Annotated in this window: 16 protein-coding genes; 5 read left to right on the top strand and 11 right to left on the bottom strand. The window is 25.4% G+C overall.

What is annotated here, in order from left to right; all coding sequences use genetic code 11:
- Window positions 1-127 precede the first annotated feature (127 nt).
- Together AYC59_RS02195 and AYC59_RS02190 are read right to left on the bottom strand one after the other, a co-directional pair.
- Entirely contained in the window at window positions 128-1609 is a 1482-nt protein-coding gene (locus AYC59_RS02195) for a PP2C family protein-serine/threonine phosphatase (protein ID WP_066894750.1), read from the bottom strand.
- A gap of 110 nt (window positions 1610-1719) precedes the next feature.
- A complete protein-coding gene (locus AYC59_RS02190; protein WP_066894748.1) occupies window positions 1720-2871 on the bottom strand; it encodes a tetratricopeptide repeat protein in 1152 nt (383 codons plus the stop codon).
- Between the two features lie 215 nt (window positions 2872-3086).
- On the opposite strand from AYC59_RS02190, the gene AYC59_RS02185 reads away from it, so the two are divergent.
- Together AYC59_RS02185 and AYC59_RS02180 are read left to right on the top strand one after the other, a co-directional pair.
- The gene (locus AYC59_RS02185; RefSeq protein WP_066894746.1) at window positions 3087-4415 is read left to right on the top strand and encodes a PTS transporter subunit IIC; all 1329 of its coding nucleotides are present in this window, start codon (window positions 3087-3089) and stop codon (window positions 4413-4415) included.
- A 1-nt stretch (window position 4416) separates the two neighbouring features.
- Window positions 4417-4782: an OsmC family protein gene (locus tag AYC59_RS02180; RefSeq protein WP_066894744.1), complete on the top strand. Its 366-nt coding sequence runs from the start codon at window positions 4417-4419 to the stop codon at window positions 4780-4782.
- 348 nt (window positions 4783-5130) lie between these two features.
- Here the strand turns inward: AYC59_RS02180 and AYC59_RS02175 are convergent, their stop codons facing one another.
- Window positions 5131-6453, bottom strand: a complete 1323-nt coding sequence (locus AYC59_RS02175) for a DUF2130 domain-containing protein (protein WP_066894742.1) — start codon at window positions 6451-6453, stop codon at window positions 5131-5133.
- Window positions 6454-6460: 7 nt separating this feature from the next.
- Window positions 6461-7609: an N-acetylglucosamine-6-phosphate deacetylase gene (gene nagA, locus AYC59_RS02170; protein WP_066894752.1), complete on the bottom strand. Its 1149-nt coding sequence runs from the start codon at window positions 7607-7609 to the stop codon at window positions 6461-6463.
- A 206-nt stretch (window positions 7610-7815) separates the two neighbouring features.
- Here nagA and AYC59_RS02165 point away from each other — a divergent pair, with 206 nt between their 5' ends.
- A complete protein-coding gene (locus AYC59_RS02165; RefSeq protein ID WP_066894740.1) occupies window positions 7816-8703 on the top strand; it encodes a metal ABC transporter solute-binding protein, Zn/Mn family in 888 nt (295 codons plus the stop codon).
- 123 nt (window positions 8704-8826) lie between these two features.
- On the opposite strand, the gene nrdG is transcribed toward AYC59_RS02165, so the two are convergent.
- The 5 genes from nrdG to AYC59_RS02150 form a co-directional block, all read right to left on the bottom strand.
- Window positions 8827-9423: an anaerobic ribonucleoside-triphosphate reductase activating protein gene (nrdG, locus tag AYC59_RS02160; protein WP_066894738.1), complete on the bottom strand. Its 597-nt coding sequence runs from the start codon at window positions 9421-9423 to the stop codon at window positions 8827-8829.
- A complete protein-coding gene (gene nrdD / locus AYC59_RS02155; RefSeq protein ID WP_066894736.1) occupies window positions 9420-11537 on the bottom strand; it encodes an anaerobic ribonucleoside-triphosphate reductase in 2118 nt (705 codons plus the stop codon). Before nrdD ends, nrdG begins: the two co-directional genes overlap by 4 nt.
- A 120-nt stretch (window positions 11538-11657) precedes the next feature.
- On the bottom strand, window positions 11658-11831 hold the full coding sequence (locus tag AYC59_RS07725) for a hypothetical protein (RefSeq protein WP_156445458.1): 174 nt from the start codon (window positions 11829-11831) through the stop codon (window positions 11658-11660).
- A 69-nt stretch (window positions 11832-11900) separates the two neighbouring features.
- Window positions 11901-12062 carry a RhuM family protein gene (gene rhuM, locus AYC59_RS07535; protein ID WP_281177378.1) on the bottom strand — a complete coding sequence of 54 codons (162 nt, stop codon included), beginning with the start codon at window positions 12060-12062 and terminating at the stop codon, window positions 11901-11903.
- A 126-nt stretch (window positions 12063-12188) separates the two neighbouring features.
- A complete protein-coding gene (locus AYC59_RS02150) occupies window positions 12189-12455 on the bottom strand; it encodes a PTS sugar transporter subunit IIB (RefSeq protein WP_066894734.1) in 267 nt (88 codons plus the stop codon).
- Between the two features lie 50 nt (window positions 12456-12505).
- Between AYC59_RS02150 and AYC59_RS02145 the strand changes: the two genes are divergently transcribed.
- A complete protein-coding gene (locus AYC59_RS02145) occupies window positions 12506-13906 on the top strand; it encodes an IS1634 family transposase (protein ID WP_082752635.1) in 1401 nt (466 codons plus the stop codon).
- 107 nt (window positions 13907-14013) lie between these two features.
- Here AYC59_RS02145 and AYC59_RS02140 read toward each other — a convergent pair whose 3' ends face one another.
- A complete protein-coding gene (locus tag AYC59_RS02140) occupies window positions 14014-15333 on the bottom strand; it encodes a YadA-like family protein (RefSeq protein ID WP_082752634.1) in 1320 nt (439 codons plus the stop codon).
- Window positions 15334-15545: 212 nt separating this feature from the next.
- Window positions 15546-16628, bottom strand: a complete 1083-nt coding sequence (locus tag AYC59_RS02135; RefSeq protein ID WP_066894728.1) for an IS30 family transposase — start codon at window positions 16626-16628, stop codon at window positions 15546-15548.
- A 219-nt stretch (window positions 16629-16847) separates the two neighbouring features.
- Between AYC59_RS02135 and AYC59_RS02130 the strand changes: the two genes are divergently transcribed.
- A partial coding sequence (locus AYC59_RS02130) for a hypothetical protein (protein WP_156445457.1) occupies window positions 16848-17146 on the top strand: 299 nt, incomplete at its 3' end.

Genomic DNA, 17146 nt, shown 5'->3' with positions numbered 1-17146 from the left:
TTTTCAAATTTGAGTTTATATTATCATAAATGTACTTTTTATGTCAATACCTTTTTTTGTTTTTTTTGAAATTTTTTTATAATAATATTTCAAATATTAAAAAAAGCCTTTATTAATAGGCTTTTGTTCAATTATCATTTCTTTCAATTTTTAATAAAGTTAAATCGTCACTAAAACTTTCTTTTTGCACAAATTCATGTAAACTTTTCTTTATTTTTTCTAAATCCGCTTCTTTTACATGCATTTTCAATCTATCTACTCCAAAATATTCTCCACTAGGTGATGTCTCTTCTGTAATACCATCTGTATATAGAAGCAGTTTATCTCCATCATTAAAATCAATAGATTTTTCTTCAAACACTATATCTCCAAAAACTTCTTTAGAAAATAGTCCTAATATCTGACCTTCTGTTTCTAATTCTTCCACAACATCTTCATTTTTTCTATATATTAACGCTGGTTCTTGTGAAGCTTTACAAAATCTCATTATATTTGTTTTAGTGTCTATTATAAGGAAAAACATACTAACAAATTTTCCTTTAGGAAAAATATTTATTATTTCTTCATTTAATTTTTCCATAAGTTTTGGTATATTTCTAGTCTTTATAGCATTGTTATATATAAAGACCTTAAGCATAGAAGATAAAAGAGCAGCTGGAATACCATGTCCTGATATATCTGCAAAAATAACCGCAAATTTATTTTCATCAATTTCTACAAAATCACAAAAATCTCCACCTATATTCATACTCGGCAAAAATATATACTCTATATTATAGTTTTTAAAACTTAAATTTCTTGGCGGTAAAAGAGATTTTTGTATATCCCCTGCAAGCTGTAATTCTTCATTTACTTCATTATATAATCTTCTAATTTCTTTTTCTCTTTTAAATACCTCTGTTACCAATCTTTCATTTTCACGTTTAAGATTAGCTGAAATTGCCATTGATTTTATAGTCCCTACAAATTCTTTAACATCAAAAGGTCTTTTAATTACTGCATTTACACCATATTTAACAGAACTTAAAGCTTCTTCTAACCCTTCTTCAAAAGCTATAAGTATAACTATCGAATCATTATTTTTTTTCTTTATTTTTTTAATTTCTTCAATCTTTTCATCTCTATAAGTTTCAAAATCAACTATATATATACTATTAGATTTACTTTCATGGTCTTTTTTTAAAAAATTCAAACTGTTTCTTTCTTTTATACTAAACCTAAATTTAATCAATTCATCTTTTAGTATATTTCTAACATATTTATTATCATCATAAATTTTAATTTCAAAACCAGCAAAAGTTTTTAATTCGTTATATTCTTCTATAGAATTAAATATTTTAAAGTATCTTTTTGAATCCACAAAACTACTATCATTTATCATATCTTGATTTTCTATAATATAGAAAAGTTCAAAATTATTAGATATAGAATATCTAAATATCTTTAACATATAGCTTAAAAACCTTGGGTCAATATCTATTTTTCCCAAATTAAATACTACTTTACCAAAATTTTTAGACACTTTTTTCAATTCTTCAAAACTATCTTCAAAATTTTTAAATTCAACTATTCCATAATCTCTCTCATTTAACAAACAAAAATTCTTCATAATTGTTTTCTCCATTTTTATTATTTATATAAATAGTATCATAAAAAAATATATGTTACAACAAAAAATACCGATATACTCGGTATCTTTCATTCATTGTATTTTATTTACTATTTTAATTCATTTAATTGTTTTTCTAAAGTTTCTAAACCTTGAACTTTAGCTTTCTTAGCTAAGTCTAAATATTTTAAGGCTTCTTTTTTGTTACCTTTTCTTCCATAAATAACTGCTAATATTGCATTTCCTGCAGAATTTTTATCTTCTGATATAGCTTTTTTAGCATATTTTTCAGCTGATTGATCTAATCCTTGCTCAACTAAACTCTTAGCTAATACATAGTTTATATTTTCTAATGTTTCTTTATCTGTAATTTGAGTTCTTAATTCTTTAATTGCATCTTCAGCCACTTTAGTTTTCTTTAATCTTTCAGCTAGAACTATAACATCCACATAAGTATCTCCTGATTTAGTTAAATCTTTTAAAACTAGTGCTTTTTCTAATGCTTTTTCATAATTTCCTGTACCTTGGTATAGATTATATAGCATTAATTCAACATCTATATTTTTACTAGATCCTAATTTACTTGCTTCTTCTAAATTTAAGATTGCCTTAGTATAATCTTGTTTTTGAGCTTCTATTATACCTAAATAATATTTCCCTGCAAGTTTTACATTAGAACTTTTATCATTAGCTAAAGTTTTTGCTAATTCTTCTGCTTCAGTAACTTTAGAATCATTTATATATCCTTCTATTAATAAAGCATTGAATTCTAATTTTTCATTTTCAGATAACGCTTTAACAAAATCATTATATAGTTTTGTTGCTTCTGATTTTTTACCTAGACTATTATACACTTTAACTTTTTCTGATTGATATAAAACTGATTTAGCGTTTAATTTTAATAATTGATCTAAAACTTTAACTCTTTCATTTAAATCATCAGTTAATACATATACACTTCTTAACATTTCTTCTCTATCACTATTTGATAAAGTAGTATCATTTAATATATCTTTATAATAAGCTAATGCACGTGATGGGTTTTTCTTACTTAACTCTATTTGAGCTAGGTCAATTTTTGCTCCATTAACATATACATCCGGCTTATTTTTACTAACAAATTCTAATAAATCCTTTTCATATTGTTCTATATTTTTACTAGTTTCATATTTTTTGTATGCTGCTTCATAATCTTCTTTTGTTCCTGCAACTGATAATGTTGATATTATCAAAGTTGCTAATATTAATAATTTTTTCTTCATAATTATAACCTTTAAGTATAAACACTTCCCTTTCCTCTTTCGTTTATATGATTATACTACATTTATTTAATAATGTGAATATTTCAAATAATAATCTAATGAAAATATACTTTAATTTAAATAACTACCTTCAATATTAATGTTAATTATTCTCTTGACTTTTTTGAAATATTCAATGTATAATTTTACTTGAATTAAAAGAGTTTAGGAGTACCATGATAGAAATAATAAAATATATATTAAATATAGATCCTTCATTATTGTTGCCTTTAATAATAATTACCATCGCTTTAATAATGAAAATGAAATTTAAAGATGCTTTAATGTCAGGGCTTATTCTTGCCATAGCATTTACTTCAGTTAATTTAGTAATAGGGTTTATGTTTGATACAATAAGTCCAGTTGCTATACAATTTGTTAAAAACACAAATATACAATTAAACATTATAGATTTAGGATACTCACCTATGGTAGCTGTATCTTTTGCATGGCGATTTGCAATATTAATGTTTCCATTACAAATTATATTAAATATGTTACTTATACATTTTCATGTAACTAATGTATTAAACGTAGATATATTTAATATATGGACTAAAATATTTACCGCAGCTATAATTTATGTGTTTACAGGCTCAGTAATTTTTGGTTTCATAGCAGCTATCATACAGATAATTTTTGAATTAAAAGTAGCTGAAATAACTCAAAAAAAGGTAGAACAAATAACAGGTATAGAAGGAACTGTATGTTCACATGCATCTATAATACAAATATTATCTATGTATCCTGTTAGTAATTTTTTAGATAAATTTAAATTTATACGTGAAAATCATATGGATTTTGATAATATAAAAGATAAAATAGGAATACTAGGTGAAGATTCTGTAATGGGAGCTATAATAGGATTTGCTCTTTCAATATCTGCAGGATATAATTTTATGGAAAGTTTAGAAATTTCAATAAAACTTGCAACAACACTTGTTTTATTACCTATCTGTTCTCAACTATTCATAAAGTCACTTAACCCAGTTTCTGAAAATGCAAAAAAATTTATGCAAAAGAAATATCAAAACAGAGATATCTATATAGGACTTGATTGGCCTATACTATCAGGAGTTCAAGAACTTTGGATAGTATCTGTATTACTTATACCTATAACTTTAATTCTAGCTTTAGTATTTTCAAAGTTAGGATTAAGCAATATCTTACCATTACCTGGTATAGTAAATACAGTAATAGTCGTACCTGCATTAATAGTTTCAAACAAAAATGTATTGAAAATGTTAATAATTTGTACAATATTTACACCGTTTCATTTAATAGTTTCTACAAAATTTGCACCAGCTATAACTAGTCTTGGACAAAATATTAGTCATTTAAATATTAACGTAGGACAATTAATAAGTTATTATTGTATAGAATCGCCAATATTTAGATGGATATTAATATCAGCTGCAGAATTAAAAATTTATGGTTTTGTAGGACTTATACTATTAATATTAGCATATTATAACTTTAAAAAAAATTTTAATAAGGAGGCATAAAATGTACACAACTCGTGCAAAATGTGATAAAGGATTTATTGTAAATTCAAATACAGATGGATTTAGCTATACTATGGATAAGGATAAAAATTATGGAACTACTCCTGTTGGATTACTTTCATCTGCACTTAGTGGTTGTATCGCTATGTGCGTAAGAGGATACTATTTAAGAAAGAGATTACCAGAAGTAAATATAGAAGTAGTTACAGAAACTGAACCTACAAATATATATGCTAAAATATATATCGATAAAGATTTTGATGAACAAGAATCTCAAGAAATTATAGAATATGTAAATAAAGTTTGTACTGTTTCTCAAATGCTTTCAAAAGATATACCATTAAAAAAAGAAGTATTTAAAATGTAAAAAACAGGCTGTTTCTCTTAAATGAGGGCAGCCTGCTTTATATATTATTTACTTTTAACTACTTAAAAATCATAACCTAAACTTACACCTACAAGTCTATGGTTATATCCTCCATGAGCTTCTAATCTTGCACCTTTATATTTTGCTCCTATTCCTGCTTTTACAAAGCCTTTTACTTTTACTGGTAATAAGCCTTCAGGTTTTACATATTTTACTCCATCTATTTCTTGTTTATATTCTTCATTTAGTTTGTCTATAACTTCATTTAATAAAGATGTTTTATTATTTATATATAAAAAGGAGATTAACTGTATAAAATTAATACATTTTAGTCTCCTTACTATTTATTTACTTTTTCAACTCTTCAAACTTTAATTTCATAGTCGGATTTTTACGAGTCAATTTTTTTATTGTTATATCTTCTGCCTTATTATTTGCAATTCTTAAATTATTTTCCGAAGATACAAGAGCATCTTTTACCTTTTGTAAATGACTTATAGTTTTATCTATTTCATCTATAGCTGTTTTAAACTTTTCACTTGCAGACTTATAATTTTTGGAAAATGCCATTTTAAAATTATTAAGATCTTCTTCAAAATTAGTAATGTCTATATTTTGTTCTTTAATCATAGCAACTTCTTTTTTGTATTTCAATGAGTTTAGAGCTGCATTTCTTAACATACTTATTATTGGTATGAAAAATTGTGGCCTTATAACATACATCTTAGGATATTGGTAACTCACATCAACTATACCATCGTTATATAGCTCACTTTCAGCTTCAAGTAATGACACAAGTATAGCATATTCACAATTTTTTTCATTTCTATCTTTATCAAGTTCTTTAAAAAAGTTATCATTTTTCTTTTTAGTTGATGTTGTATCTGCTTCATTTTTCATTTCAAACATTATAGATATTATTTCAACACCATCTTCATCAAATTCTCTGTAAATATAGTCTCCTTTACTTCCACTACTAGCATCATTGTCCTTACCAAAAATAGCATTAGGAAAAGCTACAGGTCTTAATCTATTAAATGAAATCTCACAATGTTGTTCTAAACTTTCTCCTATCATCTTAGTAGATTGTTTAGCTTTAAAATCTTTATAGTATTCTATAGTTTCATCTTTTTGTTTAAGTTCTATTTCATATCTATCTTTAATTGATTTTTTCTCTAATTCATTTTCTTTTTCAACTAAAGTTAATTTTGTATTCATTTCACTTATTATTTTTTCTTTACCATTAATTAAATTAGTATATTTCATTTCAAGTTCTTGTTTTTCAAAACTTTTTTGTATTTCAAAATTAGAGACTTGATTTTTTAATTCCTGTATTTCCTTATCCTTTTGAATAAGTTTATTAGAAAAGTTTTCTTCTATCTCTTTTTTTTCAATATTTTTATGCACATCAAAACTAGAAAGTTTAGATTGTAGTTTTAAAATTTCTTTTTCTTTAATATTAAGAACTCTACTACTTTCTTCCTTTAATATACTCTCTAATTTAGTTTTTTCGTTTTCTAATTCTAAATTATGTCTAGAATTAATCTCTTCTAATCTTAAATGTAATTCTTTTTCAAATTCATTATTTCTAATTTGTTGTTGTATATTACTATAGCTTTCCTCATCTACAGTAAATACTTTCCCACAATGAGGACATTTTATTTCATTCATATTTCACCTAATATCTAGTAAGTTTTCCTTTAGCTATAGTACCTTCTACTTTATAATCTGAGTTATAGAAAGTTAAATCTGCTATATATCCTTCTTTAATATGACCATATCTATCATTAACTTGAACAACACGTGCTGGATAAGATGTAGCCATACGTAATGCTTCTTCTTCACTAATTCTTACTTTTTGAACTAAATTTTTAATTCCAGTAATCATATCTAATGCTGAGCCACCTAAATTACCTGTTTCTGTGAAACATTTACCATCTTTATGGAATACTCTATGTCCTTCAAACATAAACTCTGTCATATCTGTTCCCATAGGAGAAACTGCATCAGTAACTAAATACATATTTGATTTCATTACTTCTTTTGCAACTCTTACAGAAGGGAAGCTTGCATGCATTCCGTCAACTATAATTCCACATTGTATAGTTTTTTTATCTAAAAGATAACCTATAACTCCTGGCTCTCTTGAATCAAATGGTCTCATAGCATTAAAGAAATGAGTAGCATGTGTGAAATATTGTTCTTTTTCAACAAGTTGTTCATATGTTGCATTTGTATGACCTAAAGCTAAATTAATTCCACTTTTTTGTAATTTTTCTAAATGTTTAACAACTGCATTTTCAGGTGCTATAGTCATAATTTTAACTCCATCATAACCAACTTCAGCAATTTTATCTATAACTTTATCAGCTAATACTCTAATGTAGTCTGGTCTATGTACACCTTTTTTCTCAATACTAATATACGGACCTTCAATATGTAATCCTAATACTCCTATTTCTTCTTTAGTATCTTTTAATTCTTTCATTAACTCTAAAGCTTTTAATATTTTTTCATCTGGACTTGTAATTAATGTAGGTAAAAAAGATGTTGTTCCATATTTTTTATTTGTTTCATTCATTACTTCTAAAGTTTCTTTTGTTATTTCATCGTTAAATAAAACTCCTCCACAACCATTAAGTTGTAAATCAATAAATCCTGGTGAAAGTATCTTTCCATCTATATCAATAACTTCATGTTTAGATAAATCTTCATCAGTTAAATCTTTTACAGTAGTAACTTTTTTAATCTTATCACCTTCTAAAATAACTGCATTTTCTGGTATAAACTTTTCACCATCAAAAATCTTAGCATTCTTAATTATCATATTCATTCCTCCTTTTACTTCTCTTATTATAATTCTACCTCTATAAATAAAAAAAATCAAGATTTTTTCATAATTAATTGTTAATACTGAAAAATTTTTCATAAATTAATTTCTATTTTTAAAGTATTTATTTAAAGTTAAGACCTAAGTACGTTTCTTGTAATAAGAATTTTTTAATGATATAATTTGATAAGGAGGAAAATGAAATGAAGAAAATTTTAATTAAAATATTATTATGCCTTTTATTTATATCAAACATAGCACAGGCTAAATTAAAAATAGGGGTTAGTATGTTGCCTTATTATTCTTTTGCAAGTAATATAGTAAAAGATAAGGCTGATGTTATACAGATATTACCTACAGATGCTGATGTACATACATATCAACCTACTGCAAGTGAGGTTAAAAAGATAGCTAATTTAGATGTTCTAATTATTAACGGAACTGGTATAGATAACTATATGTATAAGCTTATAACTGCATCAAACAATAAGAAACTAAAAGTTATTTCTGCTAGTAAAAATGTATCTCTTTTACCTGTTTCTGGTCAAAGAGGTGGAGCAAAAACAGTTAATACCCATACCTTTATATCTATACAGGCATCTATACAACAAGTTAATACTATAGCTCAAGAAATAGCTAAAATAGATAGTTCTAATTCTGCCTTTTATTTAAAAAATGCAAGAGAATATAATAGAAAACTATCAAATATTAAATCTAAAAAATTAAAAGAAATATCAGAAATAAAGAAAGGAAAACATATAGAAATTGCTACAACACATGCCGGTTATGACTATATCTTATCTGAACTTGGTATGAATGTTGCAGTAGTTATTGAACCTAAAGAGAATTCTAAACCTTCTGCATCTGATTTAAAAGATTCAATAAATTTAATTAAATCAAAAAAAGTTAATGTATTATTTGAATCTGATGGAGCATCAAGTCCTTATGTTAAACAAATACAAAAAGAAGCAAATTTATCTGTAGAAAAACTATTGCATATGACTAATGGTAAATATACTTCTACAGCATTTGAAAAAGATATAGAAGAAAATTTAAATAGAATTATTAGAGCTTTAAAAAACGCAAAATAGTAATTCAAATTTTAATCTAATAATATTCACAGTTTTAGGTGCTAATATATTATTACAATAATACGAATAATAAATTATCATCCTTCTAATAAAAAAGTTACAGATTATCAACTGTAACTTTTTTTAGTATTTTCTAATAGCTTTATCAGTACTATTTAATATTTTTTCTTTGACTTCAACATATTTATCTACACCTTCATCTGAAGGCAGAGCCCATATAATTTCTCCTGTTTTTTCAGTAGATCTTAAATCAATAACTCTTTGATTTTTAGATCCTCTAAATTTTAATTTTAAATCTAAAAGGTCTATTTCAAATCTTCCATCTATTAATACATCACATAAAGATAAAATTTCTCTTAAACTCTCAAATTTAGGATACATAACTTCCATAATATATTCATAAACAAAACCGGTAAAACACCATATATCTTTTTCTGGATATTTTTCTTTAAATCTTTTTAGAATGTATAAAATTCCATCTAAATTAATAGGATCAAGGGGTTCTCCACCCAAAAGTGTTAACCCCTTTATATATTCCTTACCAGAAAATTCTAATATTTTATTCATTGTTTCTTCGCTAAAAGGATCTCCTTTTTTAAAATCCCATATATCACTATTAAAACAACCATTACATAAATGTCTACAGCCACTTACAAATATACTAACCCTAATTCCAGGACCATTAGCTATATCCCTTTCTTTTATAGTTGCTATCCTCATAAATGTAATACCCTTTTTGATATTTCCTTTGTTTTCCCTTCATTCCAGAAATTTTCTCCTAAATATCCACAAGTTCTTCTTATTACATTCATTTTATCTTTTTCTGTATTATGACATTGTGGACATTCCCAAGAACCTTCATCATTAACAATTATTTCTTCATCAAATCCACATTTATGACAATAATCACTCTTAGTATTAAATTCTGCATATTGTATATTATCATATATATATTTTACAACTTCTTTTAAAGCTTCTAAATTTTTACTCATATTAGGAATTTCTGCATAAGATATAGCTCCACCACTTGATATTTTTTGAAACTCTGATTCAAATTTAAACTTATCAAATACAGATATATCTTCTCTTACATCAACATGATATGAGTTAGTATAATATCCTTTATCAGTTATATCTTCTATACTTCCAAATCTTTCAAGATCTATTCTAGCAAATCTGTAACATAAACTTTCAGCTGGTGTTCCATAAAGTCCAAATCCTATACCTGTTTCTTTTTTCCATCTGATTGTAGCATCTTCTAAATGTTTCATTAAACGTAGTGCAAAATCATGCCCAACTTGAGTTGTATGAGAGTGCCCAGTAATAAGTTTTGTAGCTTCATAAACCCCTATATATCCTAATGATATAGTTGAATAACCATCCATAAGATATTTATCTATTTTTTCTCCTTTAGGAAGTCTTGCTATAGCACCATATTGCCAATGTATAGGAGAAATATCAGAAAAAGTTCCTTTAAGTCTATTATGTCTTGCCATAAGTGCTTCATAAGCAAGTTCTAATCTTTCATCTAATAATCTAAAGTATTCTTCTTCACTACCATTTGCAAGTATACCTATTTGAGCTAAATTCAAGCTAACAACACCTTGATTAAATCTTCCTTCAAATTTGTATTCCCCATTTTCATCACGCCATGGTGATAAAAATGATCTACATCCCATAGGTGAAAATACATTTCCTTCATAATTTTCTTTCATAATTTTACTACTAATGTAGTCTGGATACATTCTTTTACTTGAACAAAGAATAGCAAGATCTGTTAAATAGTCATATTTACCACCCTTAAATATATTATCTTCATTTAATACATATACTAATTTAGGAAAAGCTGATGTAACATAAACACCTTTTTCATTCTTTATACCTTGATATCTTTGTTTCAATATTTCTTCAACTATATCTGCAACCTCATCTACATAAGGATCACTAGGATCTACATTTAAAAATAGAGTAACAAACGGAGATTGACCATTAGTACTCATAAGAGTATTAATTTGATATTGTATAGTTTGTACTCCACTTTTTAACTCATCATGAGTTCTATCATTTACTAATTTAACAATAACTTCTTCAGATAAATCCGGAAATTTTTCTTTATACTTTCTATAATATTTATCACGTGTTAGTCTTAAATATTTTCCAAGATGTCTAATATCTATACTTTGACCACCATATTGCCCGCTTGATACTGCCGCAATAATTTGAGTTAATATAGTTGCAGCAACTTGAAAACTTTTAGGGCTTTCAAGCATTTTACCATTCATAACAGTCCCATTATCTAACATATCCTTAATATTTACCAAACAGCAATTAAAAATATTTTGTACAAAATAATCTGCATCATGGAAATGTAGTACTCCTTCATCATGAGCACGACTAATTTTTTCAGGAAGTATTATTCTTTTAGTTAGATCCTTACTAACTTCTCCTGCTATTAAATCTCTTTGAGTTGAAGCAACAGAAGAATTTTTATTAGAATTTTCTTCTCCAACTTCTTTATTATTATTTTGGATAAGAGATAGTATTGATTCATCTGTAGTATTAGATTTTCTAACTAGTGCTCTTGTATATCTATATACTATATATTTTTTAGCTAGTGTATATAGATTTTGTGAGACTAAATATTTTTCTATATAGTCTTGAATATCTTCAACTTTATTAATACCTACTCTTTCTATATCTTGTATTAGGGAATATATCTTGTCATCACTTATTCTTTCTGATTCTATCACACTTTCATTCGCTTTTCTTATTGCATTTTCTATTTTACTAGAATCAAATAAAACTTCTCTTCCATCCCTTTTAATTACCTTCATAACCTTTACTTCCTTCTAAACTCGTTCACACTATATATAGTGTTGGAGTGTTGATAAACCAACTATATGTCGTTGATTAAGTATATCATAGTTAAAAAAAATTGTAAAGAAAAATAAAGATTACTTTTTCTTTAAATTTTCTAATTTTGAAATGCTTTCCAAAAAATCTTTTTCTACTTTAGACATAAGATTTTTTTGTTTTTCATTATACTTAATATATTCTAATTCTGCTTTTTCAATAGCTTTCTCACGTGTAATTTTACCATCATAAGTTAATATTTCTCTTCTTGTCATTATAAGATAATCATCTATAGCTACTAATCAATCTTTCATATTCATAGGTATTTGATTTAGTACTTGTAATTATGCAACATCTAAATACACCGAAACTATCCTATTTAAAATTTCTAACTCTTCTTTAATTAAATAGTTTTTAGCTATTTTAATCTCTGATTTTTTAACTTCTTCTCCTTCCCAAGAAGTTAAACCCATATTTTCTTTTTTAGAATCAGCCCTTTCACAAATTATTTCACCCCTTGAATCTTATTTATGTATATTATATCATTGTTATAAAATTGTTACTAGTTAAAATATATATAAAAAAAAGAATGATATACTTTATACCATTCCCGATTATATGTAAAAAGATTATTATAGATTTCTTAAGTGTGCTTCAAGTTCAGCATCATCTAATAAATTTTTAACAGTTCTAAGTTTTGGATTTTCTCCTAATTCTTTAGCTAATTTATCTGAAACAAATACTAAATCAAATTTATCTAAAGCTTTTTTTGCTTCTTCTAAACCTAATGATTTAATTTCTTCAACCTCTATACCTAAATTATCCACTAATTTTTTGATTTTTGTTTTCATAATCATACTAGTACCAGCACCACTTGCACAAATAGATAATATTTTCATTCTTGTTCCTCTCTTTCATACCTTTAACTCATTGATAAATATTTAACTTTATGTATCTAGTATACACTAATCTAAATAATATGTCAATATGTTTTGATAAAGTTCTTCAACTTGAAATATTTAGTAGAGTTATTGACCCTTCTTCTAAATATAATGATTTTAAAAATAAAGATAATTTTGCTGAAAACTTTAATTTTTCTAAAGATGATATATATGATAGTCTTGATATTTTATACAAATACAAAAATGATTTCATTAAAGCTATTAAAGATAATATTAAATATCTTATTAAAATTAAAAAAGATATACTTCATACTGATAGTTCTAATATATATGTATATACTAATGAAGATAAAAATAATGAAAATACTTTAATACAATATGGTTATAGTAAAGAAAATAAAAGTTTACCTATAGCACAATTTATGTATATTACTGATACAAATGGTTTACCTCTTAATTTTAAAGCATATCAAGGTAGTAAGCCTGATGTTTCTCTTTACAATGATTTTATTAATGAAACTAGAGATATATATAATATTAAAAAAAGTATTGTTGTTGCTGATGCCGGTTTTGTTTCCAATGATAATATTGTTAATACTTTAATAAATAATATGCATTACATATTTAAAGAATCTATGCTTAGACTTAATAAATCTATATATAACTCTTTTAAGACTAATATATTATCTATGGTTGAGGAAATAGAAAAAGAAAATTCTGATTTTAAAGGTTTTTGCAAAAGTTTTAATGTAGAAGTTCCTAGAAAAGTAAAAGATATATATGGAAAAATAAAAACAGTTAATATTACTCAAAAATATATATTTGTTTATTCTAAAAAACAAGATGAAAGATTAACTAATTTAAGGGTTAATGAACTTAAAAAAGTTGATGAATTAATTAATGATAAAAATAAATTAGAAGAAATAATAAAAAGAATATCTTCTTCTCTTACTAAGATTGATAATAAAGATAAGATTAAAATTGAAGTTGATGAAAATAAATTAAAAAAATATACAGATACTTCTGGGTTTTCATTACTAATTACTGATATATTAGATATGGATGAAAAAGAAATAATAAGAGCATATAGAAATCAATATTTAGTTGAGGATGTATTTAAAAATCTTAAAAGTAGTTTTTCAATTAGACCTGTATTTTTAAAAAAAGAAAATAGAATTAAATCACATATGTTAATATGTTTTTTTGCTCTATTATTTACTAAGATAATACATTTAGGTTTGAATAAAGAATATTCTATTACTAATATACAAAAAGCTATAAAGTATTTAAGATTAAGTAAGGTTGGAGATAATAATATATGGGAATTAAAAGGAGAAAGTATAATAGCTAAGAAAATAACTGAATTATTAGATATACAGATAGATAAGACTGTAGTTAATGGTAATGACATTAGAAATATTGTAAAAAATTGTAAGATTAAGATTTAATGTCTACACTTTTAAAACAAAAATATATGCCCTACAACCTACATTTTTAGTAGGTTGAGGGCATTTTTTATCTTTTTTTCTGTCGAAATGTCTGATTATTACCTTTTTTATTTTTGTTCCAATTTTTCAATTCTATTTAATAATTGTTTAATTGTTTCATTTAGACTATTTATTTCAGATTTAAGTAATTTAACTTCGTTTGTTTCTTTTACTTCTTCTTTTTCTTTAAATGTATATCCAATACCTGCTGAAAATCCTACATTAGCTTTTGATGTTAATGATGTATTTATATTATATCTAACATTCCCTTCAGTACCACTAATACCTAATGCATAAGAAGTTTGTCCCCTATACATACCAACAGATGCCCCTAAACTTATTCCTTTCCCTGTAGGTTGAGGTAATGCTGCCATTGCCATAGCTGAAGAAATTCCAGCATTTGCTTTTACCTCAGTCATAGAAAAAGCATTAATTTTAGAAATTAAAGAACTTTCTAATCCTTTAAGTTGTGAAACATTTACTGCATCGTGATCATTTACACCATCTGCAAGACCTACAATTTTTCTGTAAAGTATTGTTTGTTTTGATGGTGCAAGGTTTGGATCTTTATATGCCACTGATATTGTATTATCTTCTATTGTTGCTCCACCATAACCTAATGCTACTGATTGTTTATGGTAAGCTTTTGCAGATCTTCCTATTGCCATTGAATCATCAGCACTTGCTTTTGAGTAGAATCCTATAGCTATTCCTTTATTTCCTTCTGAACTTGCAGAATACCCTATAGAAATAGAACTATCAGTTTTTGATTTTGTTCCATAACCTAAAGCAATAGAATAATCACCTTCTGATTTAGCTGTATAACCTATTGCTGTAGCACTTTTCCCTTTTGCATTTGTCTCTACTCCTAAAGCTAAAGATGTATCACCTTCTGCATTTGCTCTTCTTCCTAAACTTACACTTCTATCACCAGTTGTTTTAGAACTTACCCCAATTGAAATAGAATCTGAACCACTAGCTTTTGAGCCATAACCAAAAGCCATTGCATTTCTTCCAGTAGTTTCAGAACTATTACCTATTGCTATACTTGCAAATCTATCAGGATTTCCTTCTGTTCCATTAGTTTTTACCTTGACTTTAGCTCCATAACCTATTGCTATTCCAGCATTTCCATCTTTAGTTGCATTACCTGCTTCATTTGAAACTTCTGCATTTTCCCCTATAGTAACTGAACCTCTTCCTTGTGATTTACTATTTTTACCTATTGAAATATTACCTTCAGAAGTTGTTGTTGAACTAGTCCCTATAGCTATAGAATCTCCGGTAGCACTTCCTTCTGTTATAGCAGATAATGCAATCGTTCCCTTACCACAAAATATAATTAAACTCGTTAAACTTATTAAAATTTTTTTTGAAACTCTCATCATAAAGCACCTCACTATATATATATATATATTAGCATAAATAGAAAAAAATAAAAAGTAAAATTTTATAAAATGGAGTGTAAAGTTTAAAATGCCTAAAAAATTTTTATTTTAATTTTTTTGTAAACCCCAAATGCCCATTTTTATATTTTATTTTTTTTATAAATATGCTATCATAATTTTAAAGATTTATTATATGTCGTTATAATAATATCTTATGATTCAATTTCCTCTATAGATAGTTTGTTAAGAATGATTTTAGAAAACCTTTCTTTAAATAGCTCTATAGGGGATTTATTTTTATATTTAGGTTTATACAAACTATTAATATTTGATACTATGAAATTTATATCATCTTGTGAATAATTATATAAATCTACCCCTTTAGGTATATATCTCCTTAATATTCTATGTATATTTTCAACATTTCCTTTTTGATACGGTTTACCTGCTTCACAATAAAATATTTTACATCTTCTTGTATAAGAGTCATAAATACTTTTTGTTATTATTTCATGATTTAAAAACTCACTTCCTTGATCTGCTAAAAGTACTTCAAACAACCTTTTAAAATTCTTATGTCCTATTCTTTTCTCTATCCAATCAAATACTTTAGCAACACTTGTAGGAAACTTATTCTTTATTTTAAAAATGAATACAAATTGTATACTCGGAATAAACATCGTAAATAAATACGTATTAGATCCCTTCATCCCTTCTACTAAATCTATTTCAGTTATTATAGAATTATTATTTTCTTTTGTATATTCTATAAAGTCTTCGTATTCTCTTCCTTTTAATCTTTCTCTTTTATTTATCATTTGTTGTGTATAGTCAGAAATTAATTTAATAGTTTTCTTTTTCTTAATTTTTTTCTTGTTATATTTAATAACACCTTTTTCTACCCAATTATATATTGTTTGCCTACTTAAAGTTTTATTAAATTTCCTATATATCATTGCCACTATATGTGATATAGGTTGATTTTTATTTAAACATTTACTAACAAAGTCCAAGAATAATATTTGCTTACTACCTGCACCTCTCTTATTTCTTTTATCATAATCTTCTTGTGCATACTTACTATCATATACAACATAATCATAGGTACAAGTATTTCTTTTAAACTTATAGCATTTATTACAAACTTTAGGATTTTTATTTAAAAGATTACATATATGTTCTTCTATAGAAGATATATGAATAATAGTTTTAGAATTTAATAGTAAGTGTTTTCTATTATTAACTTCTCTCAATATAGTTTTATAGTCATGTTTAAGTATTTTTGATATTTCCATTATACTTTTTCCCTCTTGTAAATAAATTTCAATTGGAGTGTAAAGTTTGAAATGCCTAAAAAATTTGGTTCTTCACAAATATTTAAGGGATAATAAAATTAGTAGCTTAATAAATTAAGTGTTAAATTATTCTAATTAGAGCTACTTTTTTGTAGAAAAAAATGGATAGATATACTATCATTAAATCTGCTAAAAACCAACGAAAGGATATCTACCCATATGAATAATAATACCATACATACACATCTTAAAGAAATACCAAACAATACAATAAAATGTAAGCATTGTTTAAGTTCTATGCATATTTGTAGTAATCATAAAATATCTTTAAAAGATTTTCCTAACGAACCTGATACTAAAGAAATTCTAACTATTAACTTTTCAAGATTTAAATGTATTAAATGTAATAATACTGAAAATGATGATATACCAATTAAAGAACCTAATACTTTCATTACTAATAGATGTGCTAATTGGATTAGAAAACTATTATCTAAAAATATAACAGTAAATCATAT

The organism is Pseudostreptobacillus hongkongensis, assembly GCF_001559795.1.
Taxonomy (GTDB): domain Bacteria; phylum Fusobacteriota; class Fusobacteriia; order Fusobacteriales; family Leptotrichiaceae; genus Pseudostreptobacillus; species Pseudostreptobacillus hongkongensis.
This window is presented reverse-complemented; position numbering and strand designations above follow the sequence as displayed.

Coding starts and splice junctions, on each gene's coding strand:
- AYC59_RS02180 (WP_066894744.1), top strand. CDS start 4,417: ATGTACACAACTCGTGCAAAATGTGATAAAGGATTTATTGTAAATTCA.
- AYC59_RS02150 (WP_066894734.1), bottom strand. CDS start 12,455: ATGAAAATATTATCTATTTGTGCAAGTGGTGCTGGTACTAGTATGATT.
- AYC59_RS02145 (WP_082752635.1), top strand. CDS start 12,506: ATGTATCTAGTATACACTAATCTAAATAATATGTCAATATGTTTTGAT.
- nrdG (WP_066894738.1), bottom strand. CDS start 9,423: ATGAGGATAGCAACTATAAAAGAAAGGGATATAGCTAATGGTCCTGGA.
- AYC59_RS02190 (WP_066894748.1), bottom strand. CDS start 2,871: ATGAAGAAAAAATTATTAATATTAGCAACTTTGATAATATCAACATTA.
- AYC59_RS02175 (WP_066894742.1), bottom strand. CDS start 6,453: ATGAATGAAATAAAATGTCCTCATTGTGGGAAAGTATTTACTGTAGAT.
- AYC59_RS02165 (WP_066894740.1), top strand. CDS start 7,816: ATGAAGAAAATTTTAATTAAAATATTATTATGCCTTTTATTTATATCA.
- AYC59_RS02195 (WP_066894750.1), bottom strand. CDS start 1,609: ATGAAGAATTTTTGTTTGTTAAATGAGAGAGATTATGGAATAGTTGAA.
- nagA (WP_066894752.1), bottom strand. CDS start 7,609: ATGATAATTAAGAATGCTAAGATTTTTGATGGTGAAAAGTTTATACCA.
- nrdD (WP_066894736.1), bottom strand. CDS start 11,537: ATGAAGGTAATTAAAAGGGATGGAAGAGAAGTTTTATTTGATTCTAGT.
- AYC59_RS02185 (WP_066894746.1), top strand. CDS start 3,087: ATGATAGAAATAATAAAATATATATTAAATATAGATCCTTCATTATTG.
- AYC59_RS07725 (WP_156445458.1), bottom strand. CDS start 11,831: ATGACAAGAAGAGAAATATTAACTTATGATGGTAAAATTACACGTGAG.
- AYC59_RS02140 (WP_082752634.1), bottom strand. CDS start 15,333: ATGATGAGAGTTTCAAAAAAAATTTTAATAAGTTTAACGAGTTTAATT.
- AYC59_RS02135 (WP_066894728.1), bottom strand. CDS start 16,628: ATGGAAATATCAAAAATACTTAAACATGACTATAAAACTATATTGAGA.